At 61.1% G+C, this 20,424-nt stretch carries 16 protein-coding genes; 10 read left to right on the top strand and 6 right to left on the bottom strand.

Features of this window, described 5'->3' with window-relative positions; all coding sequences use genetic code 11:
• Window positions 1-43 precede the first annotated feature (43 nt).
• The 3 genes from amn to AB1J88_RS24510 all read right to left on the bottom strand — a co-directional run bounded on the left by amn (window position 44) and on the right by AB1J88_RS24510 (window position 5,823).
• Entirely contained in the window at window positions 44-1,543 is a 1,500-nt protein-coding gene (gene amn / locus AB1J88_RS24520; RefSeq protein ID WP_161794895.1) for an AMP nucleosidase, read from the bottom strand.
• A 178-nt stretch (window positions 1,544-1,721) separates the two neighbouring features.
• Complete coding sequence (locus AB1J88_RS24515) at window positions 1,722-3,371, bottom strand: acyl-CoA dehydrogenase family protein (RefSeq protein WP_430292140.1); 1,650 nt, start codon at window positions 3,369-3,371, stop codon at window positions 1,722-1,724.
• Between the two features lie 97 nt (window positions 3,372-3,468).
• A complete protein-coding gene (locus AB1J88_RS24510) occupies window positions 3,469-5,823 on the bottom strand; it encodes a hybrid sensor histidine kinase/response regulator (protein ID WP_430292139.1) in 2,355 nt (784 codons plus the stop codon).
• Window positions 5,824-6,296: 473 nt separating this feature from the next.
• On the opposite strand from AB1J88_RS24510, the gene AB1J88_RS24505 reads away from it, so the two are divergent.
• The 4 genes from AB1J88_RS24505 to AB1J88_RS24490 all read left to right on the top strand — a co-directional run bounded on the left by AB1J88_RS24505 (window position 6,297) and on the right by AB1J88_RS24490 (window position 9,815).
• The gene (locus AB1J88_RS24505) at window positions 6,297-7,094 is read left to right on the top strand and encodes a hydroxymethylpyrimidine/phosphomethylpyrimidine kinase (protein WP_108183899.1); all 798 of its coding nucleotides are present in this window, start codon (window positions 6,297-6,299) and stop codon (window positions 7,092-7,094) included.
• Window positions 7,095-7,112: 18 nt separating this feature from the next.
• Complete coding sequence (gene thiE, locus AB1J88_RS24500; RefSeq protein ID WP_041065048.1) at window positions 7,113-7,736, top strand: thiamine phosphate synthase; 624 nt, start codon at window positions 7,113-7,115, stop codon at window positions 7,734-7,736.
• A gap of 15 nt (window positions 7,737-7,751) precedes the next feature.
• Complete coding sequence (gene hemL / locus AB1J88_RS24495; protein ID WP_222018215.1) at window positions 7,752-9,035, top strand: glutamate-1-semialdehyde 2,1-aminomutase; 1,284 nt, start codon at window positions 7,752-7,754, stop codon at window positions 9,033-9,035.
• Between the two features lie 225 nt (window positions 9,036-9,260).
• Complete coding sequence (locus AB1J88_RS24490) at window positions 9,261-9,815, top strand: tetratricopeptide repeat protein (RefSeq protein ID WP_047296791.1); 555 nt, start codon at window positions 9,261-9,263, stop codon at window positions 9,813-9,815.
• Between the two features lie 166 nt (window positions 9,816-9,981).
• Here AB1J88_RS24490 and AB1J88_RS24485 read toward each other — a convergent pair whose 3' ends face one another.
• Window positions 9,982-10,311, bottom strand: coding sequence for a DUF1820 family protein (locus tag AB1J88_RS24485; protein WP_430292138.1), 330 nt, complete (start codon window positions 10,309-10,311; stop codon window positions 9,982-9,984).
• A 133-nt stretch (window positions 10,312-10,444) separates the two neighbouring features.
• On the opposite strand from AB1J88_RS24485, the gene miaB reads away from it, so the two are divergent.
• The 5 genes from miaB to lnt all read left to right on the top strand — a co-directional run bounded on the left by miaB (window position 10,445) and on the right by lnt (window position 16,188).
• Window positions 10,445-11,773 carry a tRNA (N6-isopentenyl adenosine(37)-C2)-methylthiotransferase MiaB gene (gene miaB / locus AB1J88_RS24480; protein ID WP_430292137.1) on the top strand — a complete coding sequence of 443 codons (1,329 nt, stop codon included), beginning with the start codon at window positions 10,445-10,447 and terminating at the stop codon, window positions 11,771-11,773.
• 284 nt (window positions 11,774-12,057) lie between these two features.
• Window positions 12,058-13,056 (top strand): PhoH family protein, encoded by a 999-nt coding sequence (locus tag AB1J88_RS24475; RefSeq protein ID WP_041065034.1) that lies wholly within the window; start codon window positions 12,058-12,060, stop codon window positions 13,054-13,056.
• Window positions 13,049-13,543 carry an rRNA maturation RNase YbeY gene (gene ybeY / locus AB1J88_RS24470; protein ID WP_095668226.1) on the top strand — a complete coding sequence of 165 codons (495 nt, stop codon included), beginning with the start codon at window positions 13,049-13,051 and terminating at the stop codon, window positions 13,541-13,543. Before AB1J88_RS24475 ends, ybeY begins: the two co-directional genes overlap by 8 nt.
• Before the next feature lie 5 nt (window positions 13,544-13,548).
• The gene (locus AB1J88_RS24465; RefSeq protein WP_003228526.1) at window positions 13,549-14,388 is read left to right on the top strand and encodes an HlyC/CorC family transporter; all 840 of its coding nucleotides are present in this window, start codon (window positions 13,549-13,551) and stop codon (window positions 14,386-14,388) included.
• Between the two features lie 276 nt (window positions 14,389-14,664).
• Complete coding sequence (gene lnt, locus AB1J88_RS24460) at window positions 14,665-16,188, top strand: apolipoprotein N-acyltransferase (RefSeq protein ID WP_430292715.1); 1,524 nt, start codon at window positions 14,665-14,667, stop codon at window positions 16,186-16,188.
• Window positions 16,189-16,360: 172 nt separating this feature from the next.
• On the opposite strand, the gene AB1J88_RS24455 is transcribed toward lnt, so the two are convergent.
• The gene (locus tag AB1J88_RS24455) at window positions 16,361-17,122 is read right to left on the bottom strand and encodes a YdcF family protein (protein ID WP_086793050.1); all 762 of its coding nucleotides are present in this window, start codon (window positions 17,120-17,122) and stop codon (window positions 16,361-16,363) included.
• Window positions 17,123-17,227: 105 nt separating this feature from the next.
• Entirely contained in the window at window positions 17,228-17,551 is a 324-nt protein-coding gene (locus AB1J88_RS24450; protein ID WP_041065025.1) for a hypothetical protein, read from the bottom strand.
• A gap of 256 nt (window positions 17,552-17,807) precedes the next feature.
• Here AB1J88_RS24450 and leuS point away from each other — a divergent pair, with 256 nt between their 5' ends.
• Window positions 17,808-20,414: a leucine--tRNA ligase gene (leuS, locus tag AB1J88_RS24445; protein WP_095668224.1), complete on the top strand. Its 2,607-nt coding sequence runs from the start codon at window positions 17,808-17,810 to the stop codon at window positions 20,412-20,414.
• Window positions 20,415-20,424 lie beyond the last annotated feature (10 nt).

Genomic DNA, 20,424 nt, shown 5'->3' with positions numbered 1-20,424 from the left:
GCTAATGCTAGTGCCCCGACCGCCAAATGACCACGACTAACCGTTAACGGAACGGCGGCTCGTCGAAGCTGCGCAGTTTGCGCGAGTGCAGCGAGTTGAGTTCGGTGCGCAGCAGATCCACCGCCTCGATGCCGATCTTCAAGTGCTGACTGACCGCACGCTCGTAGAACGCGTTGGCCGAACCCGGCAGCTTGATTTCACTGTGCAGCGGTTTGTCCGAAACGCACAGCAACGTGCCGTAAGGCACTCGCAGGCGATAACCCTGGGCGGCGATGGTGCCGCTTTCCATGTCCACCGCCACGGCGCGGGACAGGTTGATCAACGGACGTTCCTGCGCCCAGCGCAATTCCCAGTTACGGTCATCGTAGGTCAGCACGGTGCCGGTGCGCAGACGCTTTTTCAGCTCCTCGCCCTTCTCGCCGGTGATATTGGCCGCAGCTTGTTGCAGCGCCAGTTGCACTTCGGCCAGCGCCGGGATCGGAATATTCGGCGGCACCACACGGTCGAGAATCCCGTCGCGACGCATGTAGGCGTGCGCCAGCACGTAGTCGCCGATGGTCTGCGACTGGCGCAGGCCGCCGCAGTGGCCAATCATCAGCCAGCAATGCGGACGCAGCACCGCCAGGTGGTCGGTGATGTTCTTGGCGTTGGACGGGCCGACGCCGATGTTGACCAGGGTCACGCCATGGCCGTCGTTGGCGATCAGGTGATAGGCCGGCATCTGGTAGCGGTGCCAGACCACGCCAGCAGCAATCGCCGAGGCTTCGCCGTGATCCATGCCCTTCTCGATGATCACATTGCCCGGCAGGACCATACGCACGAAACGCGGGTCTTTGCGCAGTTGCTCCAGGCCATGGACGATGAACTGGTCGACGTAGCGATGGTAGTTGGTCAGCAGAATCCACGGCTGCACATGGCGCCAGTCGCTGCCGGTGTAGTGCACCAGACGACGCAGCGAGAAGTCGACCCGCGCGGCGTCAAACAGCGCCAGTGGCAGCGGATCGGTGTTTTCCCAGTCGTAGAGACCGTCGGCGATGCCATCGGTGGCGGCGGACAGGTCGGTACTCGGGAACACTCGCGCCAGCACCGCAGCGGTGACGCCGGAGCCGGCCAGCTCATCGCCCTGCTCGACCACGTACGGGTACGGAATGTTCTGCTGGCTGACGCCGACTTCCACGGTCACAGTGAAGTCGTGCATCAACGGCACCAGTTGTTCCAGCAGGTATTTGCGGAACGCCTTGGGGTGGGTGACGGTGACGCTGTAAGTGCCCGGCAGTTGCACCTTGGCATAGGCGCGGGTGGTCTGCGGGACTTCGCCCTGACACAGGTAGGTCAGACGCAGTTCGGGATAACGAAACAGAGCGCGCTGTTCGGCGTCGGGCTCGACGCGATCCTTGAGGTAACGCTTGAGCGCCGAGTTCAGCGCAGTGGTGGCCCGCTCATGCAGCTCGGCCAGACGATCCACGGCTTGCTCGGCGGTTTGAACGACAATAAACGCTTCGGTCACGATCAGCTTCCTGTGTTCTGACTTGCAGAGCTTCATCTTGCCTGCATCGTGGTCTCACGGGAACAGTGGCATGTTGGCAACCGCACAATATGTCGGTCACACACGGTCTCTTGTAGGAGCTGCCGCAGGCTGCGATCTCTTGATCTTGCTTTTAAAAAGATCAGGATCAAAAGATCGCAGCCTGCGGCAGCTCCTACAGGGGATTTGTGTGGGGTCAGAAACCCTGCGGGGTTGAGCGGGTGACGATGGCTTCGACGTCCAGGCCCCGCGGCAATGCGCCATAGACCCGGCCGCCACCGTTCAGACGGCTGGCAATAAACGCATCACTGACCGCCGCATTCCCCGCCTCCAGCAACAACTTGGCTTGCAACCCCAGCGCTATATCTTCAGTCAGTTGCCGCGCGCGGTATTGAATATCGCTGGTGTCCTTGAACTGCGCCTGCAACTGCTGAATATGCGCGGCCAGGCGCTTGTCGCCATGGCCGTTGCCCAACTCGCTGAACAGCACATCGAGCACACCTGGCTCTTTCGACAGTGCACGCAGCACGTCGAGGCACTGCACATTGCCCGAGCCTTCCCACGTCGAGTTGACCGGCGCTTCGCGATACAGCCGTGGCAGGATGCTCTCCTCGACATACCCGGCACCACCCATGCACTCGGCGGCTTCGTTGATCATTGCGGGGGCGCGTTTGCAGATCCAGTACTTGCCCACCGCCGTCACCAGCCGGGCGAATTGTGCTTCGTGGCGGTCATCCAGATGATCCAGCGCCTTGCCCATGCGCAGGCTCAGCGCCAGTGCGGCCTCGCTTTCCAGCGCCAGATCGGCCAACACGTTCTGCATCAACGGTTGCTCGCTGAGCAGTTTGCCGCCGACCGAACGGTGCGCGCAGTGATGGCTGGCCTGAGTCAGCGCCTGACGCATCAGCGAGCTGGAGCCGACCATGCAATCGAAACGGGTCATCGCCACCATCTCGATGATGGTTGGTACGCCGCGCCCCTCCTCGCCGACCATCCATGCCAGCGCACCGCGAAACTCCACTTCGCTGGAGGCGTTGGACTGGTTGCCGAGTTTGTTTTTCAGGCGCTGGATGTAGAACTGATTGCGCGTGTCGTCCGGACGATGGCGCGGCAGCAGGAAACAGGTCAAACCCTTGTCGGTTTGCGCCAGGGTCAGAAATGCATCGCACATCGGCGCCGAGCAGAACCACTTGTGCCCGACCAGTTCATAGGCCTGGCCCGGACCACTGGCGCCCACCGGGTAAGCCTTGGTGGTATTGGCCCGCACGTCGGTGCCGCCCTGTTTCTCGGTCATCGCCATACCGATGGTCACGCCGGCCTTGTGCGCCATACCGACGTTGCGCGGGTCATACTCGGTGGCGAGGATTTTCGGCAGCCACTGTTCGGCCAGATCCGGCTGCAAACGCAGGGCCGGGACGCTGGCGAACGTCATGGTCAACGGGCAACCGCTACCCGCCTCGGCCTGGCTGTGCAGATAGCTCATCGAGGCACGGGCAACATGCGCGCCGTCCTGCGGATGAGTCCAGGGTGACGAGGTCAGGCCATGTTCGATCGCGGTGCGCATCAGCTCATGATAGGCCGGATGAAATTCCACCAGATCAATGCGATGGCCGTAACGGTCATGGCTGACGAACACCGGTTTGTTCTGATTGGCGAGGAACCCGGCTGTCATCAGCGGTCCGCCGGCCAGCGCACCGTAGGCATCGATCCGCGACTCGGCCCAACCGGCGCCAAAGCGGCGCGACCACTCCTGCAATGGCAGGTCGATGCGGTACAGGTTGGCACCGTCCAGCGACGGTGGCTGGTTGGTGACTTCGTGGGTTTCGGCGAACTGATGCAGGTTCATGACGGGGCTCCTTTGGTCAGCCAAGGGATTCAGTTAAGCACCGGCCCGTGACTGATCAAAGTGTCATATGCGCCGAACTGTCGGCGCTTTCACCCTGTTACGCGCTGAGCACCCGACGCTCCAGCGCCGTCTGCAGGTCTTCGAATTTCACCGGTTTGTTCAGGTAATCGATGCGCGTACCCGGCGCGCAATGCTCGCGATCCGTGCCCTGCGCCAGCATGAACACCGGCAGACTGGCGCAGCCGGGCAACGCATGAATCTGGCAGCACAGCGACGCCCCTTCGTGGGAGGGCAACTGGCAATCGATCAGCACCGCATCGAAGTTTTCCCGTTGCAGACAATCGAGTGCCGCCGCGCCGTGGTCCGCCGTGCGCACGCGGAAACCGAGCTTGAGCAGCATGCCGCGCATCACCAGTTGGTTGACGCTGTTGTCGTCGACCAGCAATACCGTGCAGTCCTGCGGCGCACGGATCCGCTCCTGCAGCGGGGCCGGGCTCGGCGCCGCTTCGACCGCCGGCAGTTCGAACTCGACGTCCAGCTGAAAACGGCTGCCACGCCCGGGTTCGGAACGATGGGTGAGCTTGCCGCCGAGCAACTCCACCAGTTGCCGACAGATCGCCAGCCCCACGCCCAGGCCGCCGTATTCGCGGGTCATCGAACCGTCGAGCTGGAAGAAGCGCTGATACAGCGTCGCCTCGCCCAGATCGGTGAAACCGATGCCGGTGTCGATCACCGCAAACGACAGCGCCAAGCGGTTTTCCGCCGCCGGCTTGCCGGTGACGCGCAGAGCCAGGCCACCGACCCGGGTGAACTTGATCGCATTGTCCAGCAGGCACTCCAGGCACTGCGCCAGTTTTGCACTGTCGCCGTGCAAGCGATCCGGCAGGGTCGGCAGCACCTCGACCTTGAAGTCCAGCGACTTGCTCGCCGCGTTGCCGTCGAACTGCACGCGCAAGGCCTCGACCACCGCGCGCAGGCTGAAGCTGCCCGGCGTCGCTTTCAGCTTGCCGGCCTGCAATTCGGTGAGGGTGAGGATGCCATTGACCATGCGCATCATGTCCCGCGCAGAACCGGCGGCGGTTTGCTGGTATTGCTCCAGTTCAGGCTCCAGTTCGACGGTCTGCATCAGTTCCAGCGAACCGATCACGCCGTTCATCGGCGTGCGCAATTCGTGGGTCAGGGTCGCGAGGAATTCATCCTTGAGCTTGTTGCTGTGCGCCAGTTGCTGGTTGAGCACTTCGAGTTTCTGCCCGGCATCGAACAGGGTCTGCGCCTGTTGCTCGCGCATCGCGTTGATGCGGTCGGCCAGCGCCAACGACAGCAGCGCAACTTCGATCGCCGAGCCGATCTGACTGGCGTACATGGTCAGGAACACGTTCGGCAGCAGGCCCAGCACCATCAGCGTGTTGACGATGCCGCCGAGCAGGAACGCCGACCAGGCAATGATGAAATAACGCGCCACCCGCAAGCCGCGCCACCAGGCGAGGATACCCGCAGCGAAGATCACCACGGTGAACACCAGCGCCAACAGGGTCGCCAGGCGCAACGACAGCGCATAGCTGGTCATCAGCGACAGCCCGACCACCAGCGCACCGAACGCAATCAAAGCGATCAGCAGATAGTCTAGCCAGCGGCTGTGGGTTCTGGTCTGCAGGAAACTGCGGGCGAACTGGCTGCCGAACAGCCCGGCGCAACCGATGAAGAACGGCGTGGCGGCGTTGGCCCACCACGGATTGTCCGGCCAGAAATACTCGACCGCCGCGCCATTCACCGACAGTTGATAAAGGCCGAACGAGGCGATGTAGAAGATGTAATAAAGGTAGCTGGTGTCGCGCACGCTCAGGTAGATGAACAGGTTGTAGACCAGCATCCCCAGCAGCACGCCATAGATGATCCCCAGCACATACAGGCGCACCGGCTGGTCTTCGAGGTACGCGGTGCTCGACCATAACGTCACCGGCGCCTGAATCGAACCTTCACTGGCCAGGCGCAGGTACACGGTTTTTTGCTGGTCAGGGGCGAAGGTCAGGTCGAACAGGTAATTGTTCTGACGGATTTCGCGGCTGGCGAACGGCAAGGCGTCGCCGGTCTGCCGGATCAGGCGGTAGTCGCCGTTGGCATCGGCCATATAAAGGTCGAGATGATCGAGCGGCGGATACGCCAGTTCCAGCAGCCAGGTGCGCTGCGCGGCCGGATTGTTCGGACGGTAATGCAGATCGATCTTCAGCCAGAATGCCGAGCGCGAGTAACCGGCATTGAGCGTGGCTTTGTCGTGGGGTTTGAAATTGCCCGCCGCCGCTTGAGCGCGGACGTCGGCGATGTTCGCCTGACCGCTCGGGTCTTCGAACACTTGCAGGGAGCGACCCAGGGGAAGGCTCTGGGTATTTTCGTCGAACTCGACGGCGCTTGCGAGGAGGGGCAAGCAGAACAGCAACATCAGCAAATAGCGCATTGAAGCCCCAGCGTGGCTCGTCCGGTTGTGTCAGGAAGCCCCCCATTCCCTTTGAGTAGACGTAAAACCGGTATTACCTGTTATTGGTTTGGATCCAGACTAGCATAGCCGTTGATGGCCATTGAGCACCATCGAAATTTTTCCTACAAAGGCTCTAGAACGGGCGTTTCAGAGCAAAGCTGCGGACTAGAGCTGTTGAGTTGGTCAACTCGCTACAACGGCGCATGTTGTGCATACCTCTGTGGCGAGGGGATTTATCCCCGATGGGTCGCGAAGCGGCCCCAAACCATGCAACCAGATTCTTTCAGACACGATTCGTAGAATGGATTTGCGACTGCTTCGCAGCGCATCGGGGATAAATCCCCTCGCCACCATTGCTACCCGACTAATGGCCGCAATGTGTCAGACAATCTCTAGCCAAACGCTTTCAGGACTGAACCCCAAAATCAGGTTTGGTGGTAAGCTCGCGCACCATGAATATCTACAGCTCCCGCCCCGTTGTCCTCTGTCTCTCCGGCCACGACCCCAGTGGTGGCGCCGGCTTGCAGGCAGATATCGAAGCCTTGCTTGCGCAGGGTTGCCATGCGGCTCCGGCCGTCACCGCCCTGACCGTGCAAGACACCGTCAACGTCACTGACTTCCGCGTCCTCGACCGTGAGTGGGTACTGGCCCAGGCCAATGCCGTGCTCAACGACTCCGAAGTCGCAGCGGTCAAACTGGGCATGCTCGGTTCGCTGGAAATGGTCGACACTGTGGTCGAACTGCTTTCTGCGCACCCGCACCTGCCGGTGGTCTGCGACCCGGTGCTGCGTGCCGGCGGCGGCGGACGACTGGGCAAGGATGAAGTCGGTTACGCGATGCGCGAGCGTCTGCTGCCACTGTCGATCATTGCCACCCCCAACCTGCCCGAAGCGCGGATCCTCGCTGAACTGCCCGAAGGCACCGCGGACGAATGCGCGGAAAAACTCCTGCCGTTCGTCAAAAACCTGCTGATCACCGGCGGCCACGGCGACGAAACTGAAATCCACAATCGCCTGTACGGCCGTGACGGCCTGCGTGAAACCTTCTATTGCCAGCGTCTGCCAGGCAGCTATCACGGCTCCGGTTGTACTCTGGCCAGCGCTATCGCCGGTCGTCTGGCCCAGGGCGAACACCTCGCCAGCGCCGTGCGTACCGCGCTGGATTACACTTGGCGCACCCTGCGCGATGCCGAACAACTGGGCAAAGGCCAGTTTGTGCCGCGTCGTCTGCCGCTGGATTTTTGCTCGTAACGCCGTGAGGTCTGCCTGATGAAACTACGTGGCCTGTACGCCATCACCGACAGCCAGTTGCTGGCGGGCAAGTTTCTGTCGTACGTGGAGGCGGCGCTGGAAGGCGGCGTCACCCTGCTGCAATACCGCGACAAAAGCAGCGACGAGGCCCGCCGCCTGCGCGAGGCCGAAGCTTTGCGTGATCTGTGCGAGCGTTACAAGACGCAGTTGATCATCAACGATGACGCCGAACTGGCCGCGCGCCTGAACGTCGGCGTGCACCTGGGGCAGACCGACGGCCCGCTGTCGCCGACCCGCGCCCTGCTCGGCTCCAAAGCCATCATCGGTTCGACCTGCCACGCGCAACTCGAACTGGCCGAGCAAGCCGCCAAAGAAGGCGCGAGTTATGTCGCCTTCGGTCGCTTCTTCAATTCCAGCACCAAACCCGGCGCGCCAAGCTGCAGCCTCGATCTGCTCGACGAGGCCAAACGCAAGCTGCATCTGCCGGTCTGCGCGATTGGCGGCATCACCCTCGACAACGCCGCGCCGCTGGTGGCCCACGGTGTCGACCTGCTGGCGGTGGTCCACGGCCTGTTCGGTGCCCAGAGCACCGCCGAAGTGACTCGCCGCGCCCGCGCCTTCAACGAACTTCTGAAAATCTGATTTGAGAGCCCGAACATGTCTCGTTCCGAAACCCTGTTTGCCAGTGCCCAGAAACACATTCCCGGTGGCGTGAACTCGCCGGTTCGCGCGTTCAAGAGCGTGGGCGGCACACCGCTGTTCTTCAAGCATGCCGAAGGCGCCTACGTCACTGACGAAGACGACAAGCGTTATGTGGATTACGTCGGTTCGTGGGGGCCGATGATCCTCGGCCACAGTCACCCGGATGTGCTCGACGCGGTGCGCAATCAACTGCAACACGGCCTGTCCTACGGCGCGCCGACCGCGATGGAAACCGAGATGGCCGATCTGGTCTGCTCGCTGGTGCCGTCGATGGACATGGTGCGCATGGTCAGCTCCGGCACCGAAGCGACCATGAGCGCAATCCGTCTGGCCCGTGGTTACACCGGTCGTGACAGCATCATCAAGTTCGAAGGTTGCTACCACGGTCACTCCGACAGCCTGCTGGTCAAGGCCGGTTCCGGCGCACTGACTCAAGGCGTGCCGAGCTCCGCCGGTGTACCGGCAGCATTTGCCAAACACACCTTGACCCTGCCGTTCAACGACATCGACGCGGTTGAGAAGATGCTCGCCGAAGTCGGTCAGGATGTCGCCTGCATCATTGTCGAGCCAGTGGCGGGCAACATGAACTGCGTACCGCCGGCACCGGGTTTTCTCGAAGGCCTGCGTTCGCTGTGCGACAAGCATGGCGTGGTGCTGATTTTCGACGAAGTGATGACCGGTTTCCGTGTGGCCCTCGGTGGTGCCCAGGCGTACTACGGCGTAACCCCGGATCTGACCACGTTCGGCAAGATCATCGGCGGCGGCATGCCGGTCGGCTGCTTCGGCGGCAAGCGCGAAATCATGCAGCGCATTGCGCCGCTGGGCCCGGTGTATCAGGCCGGGACCCTGTCGGGCAACCCGCTGGCAATGGCTGCCGGATTGACCACCCTGCGCCTGATCAGCCGTCCGGGCTTCCACGCCGAGCTGACCGACTACACCACGCGCCTGCTAGATGGCCTGCAACAACGCGCCGATGCGGCGGGCATTCCGTTCGTCACCACGCAAGCGGGTGGCATGTTCGGCCTGTACTTCAGCGGTGCCGACGACATCGTCACCTTTGAAGACGTGATGGCCAGCGACGCTGCGCTGTTCGGTCGCTTCTTCCACCTGATGCTCGAAGGTGGCGTGTACCTGGCGCCGAGCGCATTCGAAGCCGGTTTCACCTCGATCGCCCACGGCGAAGCCGAGCTGAAAATCACTCTGGACGCTGCCGAGCGCGCCTTCGCCGCACTGAAGTAATCGCCGTGCCGCTGACGTTGGCCATCGCCAGCGTCAGCTTTTACCTACACCCGAGCCGTTTTTCCCACGCCTCTGCTAAAAATCGGCAAGAAAGTGGGCGATATATTCCCCGCGCAGCAGAAAAACGAGTAAAGACTTTGTAAGGTTGGCCCTGCTTATTTCATAATGCGCGCTTATTGGATCCCTCGATGGGTCCGCGTGCCCTTCAGAGGTAAGTCGATTCCCATGAACCGCACCGGCCGCACCCTTGCCTTGGGCTGCCTGTTGCTCCTTCAGCCCCTGCTCGCGCATGCACAAGCAGGCGGCAACTCGTTGTTGATCCCGGCGATGGGTCGTTGCACCCTCAACACTCAGCCGCAAGACGTCACGCAGGCACTGGCCGCCTGCCAGAAAGCGGCGGACGAAGGGGATGCGCAAGCGCAATACGAGTTGGGTGAGTTCTACTACGACGGCAAGAATGCGCCACGCGATCTCAATCAAGCCCTGAGCTATTTCGAAAAGGCCTCGTTGCAAGGCCACGCTCAGGCGCAGTTCAAGCTCGGCACCATGTTCTTCCACGGTGAAGGCGTGCAGGCCAACAACATTCAGGCGTACATCGTGCTGAAGATGGCCGCGGTCAACGGCGCCGAAGATGCGCTGGACACCGCCGACGAAGTCTCCGAAAAAATGTCCCGCGAAGACCTCGAAACCGCGACCCAGGTGCTGGGGCAAATTTTCCGTAAATACCTGATGGAACTGCAGAACGCCGATGGGCGTACGCCGTTTTCGCCATTGCCATAAGAGCTTTTGTGGCGAGGGGATTTATCCCCGATGGGTTGCGTAGCAGCCCCAAAACCCTGCAATCAAGTTCCTTCTGACATACCTTGCTGAATGGACTTGCGACTGCTTCGCAGTCGATCGGGGATAAATCCCCTCGCCACAAATCATTTCAAATCCAGATCCGGGCTTACTTCTCAGGCATCGGCATCGGAAACGGCATCACATTGCCGACCGCACCGCGGACTTCGCTGATTTTCGGGGTGCCCAGACGTTCCACCTCGTCGATGCGCACGATCGAATGCATCGGCACAAAGCTGCGCACCACGCCTTCGAACTGCGCCTTGAGCTTCTCTTCGCTCGGATCGACCACCACTTGCGTGCGCTCGCCAAAGACGAACTCTTCCACTTCCAGAAAACCCCACAAATCACTTTGATAGATCTGCTTGGCGTACATTTCGAACACCTGGCCCTGGTTGAGGAAAATCACCTTATAGATTGGAGCTTCGCGTTTGGTCATGGCGGGGGGATAACATCGGGGATAAAAATGAGGGCGCAAACTATAGCATAGCCACCGGACGCGCAGCGGTAGGAACCTGAGGGCTTGTTCCCTATAATGCCGGGTTCTTTGAATCACGTGACGACCCTACTCCATGGCCAAGAAGCTTTACATCGAAACCCACGGTTGCCAGATGAACGAGTACGACAGCTCGCGCATGGTCGATCTGCTGGGCGAACATCAGGCCCTGGAAGTCACCGCGCGCGCTGAAGATGCCGACGTGATTCTGCTCAATACCTGCTCGATCCGCGAGCGCGCCCAGGATCGGGTGTACTCGCAGCTCGGCCGCTGGCGCGAACTGAAACTGGCCAACCCGGACATGGTGATCGCCGTCGGCGGTTGCGTGGCCAGCCAGGAAGGCGCGGCGATCCGTGATCGCGCCCCGTATGTCGACGTGGTCTTCGGCCCGCAGACCCTGCACCGCCTGCCGGAAATGATCGACGCCGCACGCAGCAGCAAGTTGCCGCAGGTCGACGTCTCGTTCCCGGAAATCGAAAAATTCGACCATTTGCCCGAGCCGCGCATCGATGGCCCGAGCGCCTACGTGTCGGTGATGGAAGGCTGCAGCAAATACTGCACGTTCTGCGTGGTGCCTTACACCCGTGGTGAAGAAGTCAGCCGGCCGTTCGATGACGTGATCGCCGAGATCATCCACCTCGCCGAAAACGGCGTGCGTGAAGTGACCCTGTTGGGGCAGAACGTCAACGGCTATCGCGGCCTGACCCACGATGGGCGTCTGGCCGATCTGGCCGAGCTGATCCGCGTGGTTGCCGCCGTCGATGGCATCGACCGCATTCGCTACACCACTTCGCACCCGCTGGAGTTCTCCGACAGCCTGATTCAGGCCCACGCCGAAGTGCCGGAACTGGTCAAACACCTGCACTTGCCGGTGCAGTCGGGTTCCGACCGGATCCTCGCGGCAATGAAGCGCAACCACACCGCGCTGGAATACAAATCCAAACTGCGCAAACTGCGCGCCGCCGTGCCGGGCATCTGCATCAGTTCGGATTTCATCGTCGGCTTCCCGGGCGAGACCGAGAAAGACTTCGAACAGACCATGAAGCTGATTGCCGATGTCGGCTTCGACTTCTCCTATTCGTTCGTCTACAGCCAGCGTCCGGGCACGCCGGCGGCCGATTTGGCCGATGACACCCCGGAAGAGCTGAAGAAAGAACGCTTGAATGCCTTGCAGCATCGTTTGAATCAGCAAGGGTTCGAGATCAGCCGACAAATGGTCGGTTCGATCCAGCGCATTCTGGTTACTGACTATTCGAAGAAAGACCCGGGCGAGCTGCAAGGGCGCACCGAGAATAATCGTATCGTCAACTTCCGCTGCGATAATCCGACCCTGATCGGCCAGTTCGCCGACGTGCACATCGACGCGGCGCAACCGCATTCGCTGCGCGGCTCGCTGGCCCAATAACATCGCGCGCTTTCTGTAGTAGGACTGTTGTGGTGAGGGGATTTATCCCCGATGGTTGGCGCAGCCGACCCAACGCTGAAGTTGCGGTGAATCTGCCATACCAAGAGCTCTGGTTTTGGGGCCGCTCCGCGGCCCATCGGGGATGAATCCCCTCGCCACAGAGAACTCCACCCGCCACAGAAAGGCGCTCCAAACTCGCATCGATATTTAAGAGCTTTCGCACCCACGCCACTGGCGTTATCCTTGATTTCATCTTAATTGCCCCAGGGCGGCTAAATACGACCTTGAACGCACCCATAGAACCACATCGTTTTATCCTCGAGCCCTTTGAGGCTCGCCGCTTCGCCAATCTGTGCGGGCAGTTCGACGAGCATCTGCGCTTGATCGAACAGCGCCTGGCCATCGAGATCCGCAACCGCGGAAACCAGTTCGAACTGATCGGCGAACCCAAGCACACCACGTCTGCGGAAAACCTGCTGCGCCGCCTGTACCGCGAAACCAAGGGTACCGAGCTGTCGCCGGACCTGGTGCACCTGTTCCTCCAGGAATCGGCCGTCGTCGAACTGGACAATCACGCTCCCGCTGAAGCCTCCGTCGCCCTGCGCACCAAGAAAGGCATGATTCGCCCCCGTGGCTTGAATCAGCTGCGCTACGTGAAGGAAATCCTCGGCAACGACATCAACTTCGGCATTGGTCCGGCCGGTACCGGCAAGACTTATCTGGCTGTGGCTTGCGCCGTTGATGCCTTGGAGCGCGAGCAGATCCGCCGCATCCTGCTGGTGCGTCCGGCGGTTGAAGCCGGTGAGAAGCTCGGCTTCCTGCCCGGTGACCTGGCGCAAAAGATCGACCCGTACCTGCGCCCGCTCTATGACGCGCTCTACGAGATGCTCGGCTTCGAATACGTGGCCAAGCTGATCGAGCGTCAGGTGATCGAAGTCGCGCCACTGGCGTACATGCGCGGTCGTACGCTGAACAACAGCTTCATCATTCTCGACGAAAGCCAGAACACCACCGTCGAGCAGATGAAAATGTTCCTGACCCGGATCGGCTTCGGCTCCACCGCCGTGATCACCGGTGACATCACCCAGGTCGACCTGCCGCGCGGCACCAAGTCCGGCCTGCATCATGTGATCGAAGTACTCAAGGATGTTCCGGGCATCAGCTTCACCCACTTCCAGCCCAAAGACGTCGTGCGCCACCCGTTGGTACAGCGGATCGTCGAGGCCTACGAGCGCTTCGAGACCCGTGCCGAAGCCGCCAGGGAAACCTCGCGCGATGCTTGAGCTGGATCTGCAAGTCGCTACCGAAGCGAGCGCCCCGAGTGAAACCGAGTTCCGCCAATGGTGCGAACTGGCTCTGCGCCAGCGCAGCGCCGACTCGGAAATGACCATTCGACTGGTCGACGAGGAAGAAGGCCGCGAACTCAATCACACCTGGCGCCACAAGGATTACGCGACCAACGTCCTGTCGTTCCCGGCGGAAGTCCCGGACGAATTCCTCGACATCCCGCTGCTCGGCGATCTGGTGATCTGCGTGGCGGTGGTCGAACGCGAAGCTGCCGAACAAGGCAAGGAACTCAAGGCCCATTGGGCACATCTAGTCATTCACGGCTGCTTGCATCTGCTCGGTTACGACCATATAGATGACGACGAAGCTGAAGAAATGGAAGCACTGGAACGCGAGTTGCTTGCCGAACTGGGCTATCCCGATCCGTACGCGGACGACGAAACCGAAACATCCCCTATCGTTACAACAAAGGATTCAGAGTAATCGCTATGAGCGAAGATCGATCGAGCAACGGGCAGAAGTCATGGCTGGGTAAACTGACCCAGGCTTTTGCCCACGAGCCGAAGAACCGTCAGGAGCTGCTTGAGCTGCTGCGTGATGCACATCAGAACAAACTGCTGGACAGCGAAGCGCTGGCCATTGTCGAAGGCGCCATTCAGGTGGCTGACCTGCAAGTACGCGACATCATGGTCCCGCGCTCGCAGATGATCAGCATCAAGGCGACCCAGACCCCTCGTGAATTCCTTCCGGCCGTGCTCGACTCGGCGCACTCTCGCTACCCGGTCATTGGCGAAAGCCACGACGACGTGATGGGCGTGTTACTGGCCAAGGACCTGCTGCCGCTGATCCTCAAGGAGAACGGCGACAGTTTCAACATCAAGGACCTGCTGCGCCCGGCCACCTTCGTGCCGGAGTCCAAGCGTCTGAACGTGTTGCTGCGTGAATTCCGCGCCAATCACAACCACATGGCTATCGTCATCGACGAGTACGGCGGCGTGGCCGGTCTGGTGACGATCGAAGACGTGTTGGAACAGATCGTCGGCGACATCGAAGACGAGCACGACGTCGAAGAAGACAGCTACATCAAGCCGCTGCCCAGCGGTGACTTCCTGATCAAGGCCCTGACGCCGATCGAGAACTTCAACGAGTTTTTCGACAGCGAATTCTCCGACGACGAGTTCGACACGGTCGGCGGTCTGGTGATGAGCGCGTTCGGGCACTTGCCAAAACGTAACGAAATCACTGAAATCGGCGCCTATCGTTTCCGCATCCTGAACGCCGACAGCCGTCGGATTCATTTGCTGCGACTGACGCCAATCGCTCGTTAAATCTAAGGATTGGGGTATGTCATCAGCTATTTCCTGTATCGCGTTGCGCCTGAAAGCGGGCCAGGCAAGGCGCAGTCCGCAGGGACTGGCATTCCCTTTCCAAGGACTGCAACGCAGCATGGCCCGCTTTCAGGCGTAACCCGGAGGGCCGGGCCTGCTGTTACGCAGGGCTGCGTTGCTCGTCGTTCATTTGAAAAACCAAACTTCACTCCTCGCGCCTTGCCCTGCGTAACAGCAGACCCGGCGCGATACAGGAAATAGCTGATGACATACCCCCTGCGCTGGACAACCCGCCCCGGCTGGCCCGGTAACCTGCTGGCCGTGGCGGCCGGTGCAATCACTACCCTCGCCCTGGCCCCGTTCAACATCTGGCCGCTGGCTTTGCTCGCGGTCGGCCTGTTCTACGCCGGCCTGCGTGAGCTGAAACCGCGTCAGGCGCTGGGCCGTGGCTGGTGCTTCGGTTTCGGACTGTTCGGTGCCGGCACCAGCTGGATCTACTACAGCATCCACCATTTCGGTGGCGCATCGGTGCTGCTGGCCGGGTTCCTGATGCTGCTGTTCACCGCAGCGATCGCGTTCTTCTTCGCCCTGCCCGCCTGGGTCTGGGCGCGCTGGTTGCGCCGCAATGAAGCACCGCTGGCCGATGCACTGGCGTTTGCCGCGCTGTGGGTCGGCCAGGAAGCCTTTCGTGGCTGGTTCCTCACCGGTTTCCCGTGGCTCTACTCCGGCTACAGCCAGCTCGATGGCCCGTTGGCCGGGCTCGCGCCGGTCGGCGGCATGTGGCTGGTATCGTTCGTTCTGGCGCTGACTGCAGCGCTGATCTACAACGCGCCCCGCTTGTTGCAATCCGGTCGCAAGGGCTTTATCGCGGCTGGCCTGGTGTTGCTGGTCGGGCCATGGGTGGCGGGCATTGCGCTCAAGGGCCACGCCTGGACCAGTCCGTCGGGTCCGGCACTGAGCGTTGCCGCGATTCAGGGCAACGTCGAACAAAGCATGAAGTGGGACCCGGCGCAGCTCAATGCGCAACTGGCGCTGTACCGCGACCTGAGTTTCCGCTCCAAACCGGTGGACCTGCTGATCTGGCCGGAAACCGCGGTGCCGGTGCTCAAGGAGTCCGCCGAGGGCTACCTGAACATGATGGGTAACTTCGCCGCCGAGCGTAAATCGGCGTTGATCACCGGCGTACCGATCCGCGAGACGGTTCGTCACGAAAAACGCTTCTTCAACGGCATTACCGTGGTCGGCGAAGGCGATGGTACCTACCTCAAGCAGAAATTGGTGCCGTTCGGCGAATACGTGCCGTTGCAGGATCTGCTGCGCGGCTTGATCGCGTTCTTTGACTTGCCGATGTCCGACTTCGCTCGCGGTCCGGCGGATCAGCCGCTGCTGCAAGCCAAGGGTTATCAGATTGCGCCATTCATCTGCTACGAAGTGGTGTACCCGGAGTTCGCTGCAGGTCTGTCGGCACGCAGCGACTTGCTGCTGACGATCAGCAACGACACCTGGTTCGGCACCTCGATTGGCCCGTTGCAGCACCTGCAAATGGCGCAGATGCGCGCACTTGAAGCGGGCCGCTGGATGATCCGTGCTACGAACAATGGCGTGACCGGACTGATCAACCCGTTCGGGCAAATCACCGAGCAGATCCCGCAGTTCGAGCAGGGCATTCTGTATGGCGAAGTGGTGCCGATGCACAACCTGACGCCGTACCTGCAATGGCGCTCGTGGCCGCTGATCGTCGTCTGTGTGCTGCTGTTTGGCTGGGCGCTGATGGCAAGCCGGATGTCGAAGACCCTTTAAAAGCAGTCCATAAACACTGTGGTGAGGGGATTTATCCCCGATCGATGACGCAGTCATCGCAAATCCATTGCACTCGATTTACCTGAAAGACCGAGATGCAGGTTTTGGGGCGGCTTCGCCACCCATCGGGGATAAATCCCCTCGCCACGGAAGCCCTCTCAAAACAGTGCTCTTAGCGGTAAAACAACGAATACCCCACCTGCCCCACCGCCTCATTCAGCAATTGCCCGCTCTGCCAGATCGACTTGAATTCCGGCAGCCAGCCACCAAACGGTCGCGCATTATCGGTCCCGAGAAACCCTACGGGCGCCGGTACCACTTCAAATCCTGCCTGCTGGAAACACCACACGGCGCGCGGCATATGCCAGGCCTGGGTGACCACGACCACGCGTTTTATGCCTTGGGGCAGCAAGATGTCGGCGCTGAATTTGGCGTTTTCCCAGGTTGTGCGACTCTCGCCTTCCTGCCAGCGCGTGGTCACGCCGAAGTCATCGCGCAGCGAATCGGCCATCAGCTTCGCCTCGGTCGGTGGCGTGCCGTAATGCAAGCCACCGCTGGTCAGAATCGGCAGCCCGGAGGCCTTGGCCAGTCGCGCCGCATAGCGCTGACGCTCCAGCCCCACGCCAGTCGGCTGATCCTCACCCCAGGCCAGATCACCGCGCTCGCGCCCGGAACCCAGCACAACAATGGCATCGGCCCGCTGCGCCAGGATTGACCAGGCATCACGGGGCAGCGGCGGCTCACGTTCCAGTGCCTTGGCGCCCCACTGCACGACCACCGGCAGGCTCATCAGCCAGAAACCACCCAGCCCAATGGCAAAACACAGGCCTGCCAGTCGCGGCCGGGAACGGCGCAGCCACCAGGCGATCAGCAACAGCAGCAAGAGAATGCCGGGCGGCAACAGAAGTTGTTTGATGAAGTAACGAAAAGGCATCGGGGCATCTCCAGAGATGCCCGAAGCCTAAGAGTGTTAATGATGCGTTACAACCGATAGGCAGGATCCTGTTGGAAAAGATCCGTTATTTGACCTGCCATGCGTTTACTTGGCCTGTACAGAACGAACCTTGACGGTGTCTCTGCCGGGCGCCTTGTCCTTGAGCCAGATGACCTTGGCTGAATGTGCTGCATCGAGCTGTTTCACTGCCTGCGACAGGTATCCATGCGCTTCACGCTCACTGCGATCCAGATAGGCCTTGACCAGTTTGAACTCGGCGGGGCTCAAGCCACGCAATTCCAGTTCCACGGGGCGCTCATCGCGCAGCCGGCCAGCGGTTTTTGCAGCGTCGAGCGCCATGCCCAGACGATCCATCAACCGTTCGTACAACTCGGGTTTCGTCACGTTTTTTTGCCGTTGCTCCACCATCCCTCACCTCATTGAAGATAAGACTCACTCCCCAATAAGAGCTTAGCTTCGCTGCACAAACCGGCTGAACGCCGCGACCAACGGCCCTCGCCACGGTTTTCCGGGGCCAGACAGCTGTAATCAGGGTTTCCCTAGGCCAAGCGCGGTCATGTATGCTACGGCGCTTCCTGTCATTCCACTTCCAGCCTGTCCGGAGCATCCCCCGGAGGGCGCGTTGAAGAGGATTAGGCCACCCCTATCCAGTACAAAAGTAGCCATGCACGAACAATATCAGCCCCGTGAAATCGAAGCCGCCGCCCAGTCGTTCTGGGACGAGCAAAAGTCCTTTGAAGTCAGTGAACAGCCAGGCAAGGAAACCTACTACTGCCTGTCGATGTTCCCTTACCCCAGCGGCAAGCTACACATGGGGCACGTGCGCAACTACACCATCGGCGACGTGATCTCCCGCTACCAGCGCATGCAAGGCAAGAACGTTCTGCAACCGATGGGTTGGGACGCCTTCGGCATGCCGGCGGAAAACGCCGCGATGAAAAACAACGTGGCGCCCGCCAAGTGGACCTACGAAAACATCGCCTACATGAAATCCCAGCTGCGCAGCCTGGGCCTGGCGGTGGACTGGTCCCGTGAAGTGACCACCTGCAAGCCGGACTACTACCGCTGGGAACAATGGCTGTTCACCCGCCTGTTCGAAAAAGGCGTGATCTACCGCAAGAACGGCACCGTGAACTGGGACCCGGTCGACCAGACCGTGCTGGCCAACGAACAGGTGATCGACGGTCGCGGCTGGCGCTCCGGCGCGCTGATCGAGAAGCGCGAAATCCCGATGTACTACTTCAAGATCACCGCCTACGCGGATGAGCTGCTGGAGAGCCTCGACGAACTGACTGGCTGGCCGGAACAGGTCAAGACCATGCAGCGCAACTGGATCGGCAAGTCCCGCGGCATGGAAGTGCAGTTCCCGTACAACGTCGACTCGATCGGCGAAGCAGGCACCCTCAAGGTCTTCACCACCCGTCCGGACACCCTGATGGGCGCGACCTACGTTGCCGTGGCAGCCGAGCACCCGCTGGCCACCCAGGCCGCGCAGAACAATCCTGAGCTGCAAGCGTTCATCGCCGAATGCAAGGGCGGCAGCGTCGCTGAAGCCGATGTCGCCACTCAAGAGAAGAAAGGCCTGCCGACCGGCCTGTTCGTCGAGCACCCGCTGACCGGTGAAAAACTCCCGGTATGGGTCGCCAACTACGTGTTGATGCATTACGGCGACGGCGCCGTGATGGCGGTCCCGGCGCACGACGAGCGCGATTTCGAATTCGCCCACAAGTACAACCTGCCGGTGAAATCGGTGGTGCGCACCAGCTCCGGCGACACCAACCCGGCTCCGTGGCAAGACGCCTACGGCGAGCACGGCACGCTGATCAACTCCGGCGAGTTCGACGGCCTGGACTTCACCGGCGCCTTCGACGCCATGGAAGTCGCCCTGATCAAGAAAAACCTCGGCGCCTCGCGCACCCAGTTCCGCCTGCGCGACTGGGGCATCAGCCGTCAGCGCTATTGGGGCTGCCCGATCCCGATCATCCACTGCGCCACGTGCGGTGACGTGCCGGTGCCGGAAGACCAGTTGCCGGTGGTCCTGCCAGAAGACGTGGTGCCGGACGGCGCCGGTTCGCCGCTGGCGCGCATGCCGGAATTCTACGAGTGCAGCTGCCCGAAATGCGGCCAGCCTGCCAAGCGTGAAACCGACACCATGGACACCTTCGTCGAGTCCTCGTGGTACTACGCCCGTTACGCCTCGCCGCACTTTGAAGGTGGCCTGGTGGAAAAATCCGCAGCCGACCACTGGTTGCCGGTGGATCAGTACATCGGCGGTATCGAACACGCCATTCTCCACCTGCTGTACGCACGCTTCTTCCACAAGCTGATGCGTGACGAAGGTCTGGTCAGCTCCAACGAGCCGTTCAAGAACCTGCTGACCCAGGGCATGGTAATCGCCGAGACTTACTATCGTCGCGAAGCCAACGGTGCCTACACCTGGTTCAACCCGGCGGACGTGGAACTGGAGCGCGACAGCAAAGCCAAGGTCATCAGCGCCAAACTGAAATCCGACGGCTTGCCGGTGGAAATCGGTGGCACCGAGAAAATGGCCAAGTCGAAGAACAACGGCGTCGACCCCCAGTCGATGATCGACCAGTTCGGCGCCGACACCTGCCGCCTGTTCATGATGTTCGCCTCGCCGCCCGACATGAGCGCCGAATGGTCGGACTCCGGCGTTGAAGGCTCGCACCGTTTCCTCAAGCGCGTCTGGCGCCTGGCGCAGACCCACGTCACTCAGGGCCTGCCGGGCAAGCTGGACATCGCCGGCCTGAACGACGAGCAGAAAGCCGTGCGCCGCGCCATCCACCTGGCCATCAAACAGGCCAGCCATGACGTCGGCCAGAACCACAAATTCAACACCGCCATCGCTCAGGTGATGACGCTGATGAACGTGCTGGAAAAAGCCGCGCAAGGCACCGAACAGGACCGCGCGCTGATTCACGAAGGCCTGGAAGCCGTGACGCTGCTGCTGGCTCCGATCACGCCACACATCAGCCATGAGCTGTGGAAGCAACTGGGCCACGCTGACCCGGTGATCGATGCGGGCTGGCCTGCGGTCGATGAAAACGCACTGGTACAGGACAGCCTGCAACTGGTCATTCAAGTGAACGGCAAGCTGCGTGGCCAGATCGAAATGCCGGCCAGCGCCACCCGCGAAGAAGTCGAAGCGGCTGCCCGTGCCAACGAAAACGTGCTGCGTTTCGTCGACGGTCTGACCATTCGCAAAGTGATCGTTGTACCAGGGAAACTGGTCAACATCGTCGCCAGCTAAATTGGATTGG

The sequence above is a fragment of the Pseudomonas sp. S8 genome (assembly GCF_050473925.1).
In the GTDB taxonomy this organism is placed as follows: domain Bacteria; phylum Pseudomonadota; class Gammaproteobacteria; order Pseudomonadales; family Pseudomonadaceae; genus Aquipseudomonas; species Aquipseudomonas parakoreensis.
The sequence above is the reverse complement of the archived record's forward strand: the minus strand, read 5'-3'. Positions and strand labels throughout refer to the sequence as shown.

Bases quoted from the DNA above. Each gene is read 5' to 3' on its own strand.
- AB1J88_RS24485 (WP_430292138.1), bottom strand. From the start codon at position 10,311: ATGACCAAACGCGAAGCTCCAATCTATAAGGTGATTTTCCTCAACCAG.
- miaB (WP_430292137.1), top strand. From the start codon at position 10,445: ATGGCCAAGAAGCTTTACATCGAAACCCACGGTTGCCAGATGAACGAG.
- AB1J88_RS24455 (WP_086793050.1), bottom strand. From the start codon at position 17,122: ATGCCTTTTCGTTACTTCATCAAACAACTTCTGTTGCCGCCCGGCATT.
- hemL (WP_222018215.1), top strand. From the start codon at position 7,752: ATGTCTCGTTCCGAAACCCTGTTTGCCAGTGCCCAGAAACACATTCCC.
- AB1J88_RS24515 (WP_430292140.1), bottom strand. From the start codon at position 3,371: ATGAACCTGCATCAGTTCGCCGAAACCCACGAAGTCACCAACCAGCCA.
- thiE (WP_041065048.1), top strand. From the start codon at position 7,113: ATGAAACTACGTGGCCTGTACGCCATCACCGACAGCCAGTTGCTGGCG.
- AB1J88_RS24490 (WP_047296791.1), top strand. From the start codon at position 9,261: ATGAACCGCACCGGCCGCACCCTTGCCTTGGGCTGCCTGTTGCTCCTT.
- ybeY (WP_095668226.1), top strand. From the start codon at position 13,049: ATGCTTGAGCTGGATCTGCAAGTCGCTACCGAAGCGAGCGCCCCGAGT.
- AB1J88_RS24465 (WP_003228526.1), top strand. From the start codon at position 13,549: ATGAGCGAAGATCGATCGAGCAACGGGCAGAAGTCATGGCTGGGTAAA.
- AB1J88_RS24450 (WP_041065025.1), bottom strand. From the start codon at position 17,551: ATGGTGGAGCAACGGCAAAAAAACGTGACGAAACCCGAGTTGTACGAA.
- amn (WP_161794895.1), bottom strand. From the start codon at position 1,543: ATGAAGCTCTGCAAGTCAGAACACAGGAAGCTGATCGTGACCGAAGCG.
- leuS (WP_095668224.1), top strand. From the start codon at position 17,808: ATGCACGAACAATATCAGCCCCGTGAAATCGAAGCCGCCGCCCAGTCG.
- AB1J88_RS24505 (WP_108183899.1), top strand. From the start codon at position 6,297: ATGAATATCTACAGCTCCCGCCCCGTTGTCCTCTGTCTCTCCGGCCAC.
- AB1J88_RS24510 (WP_430292139.1), bottom strand. From the start codon at position 5,823: ATGCGCTATTTGCTGATGTTGCTGTTCTGCTTGCCCCTCCTCGCAAGC.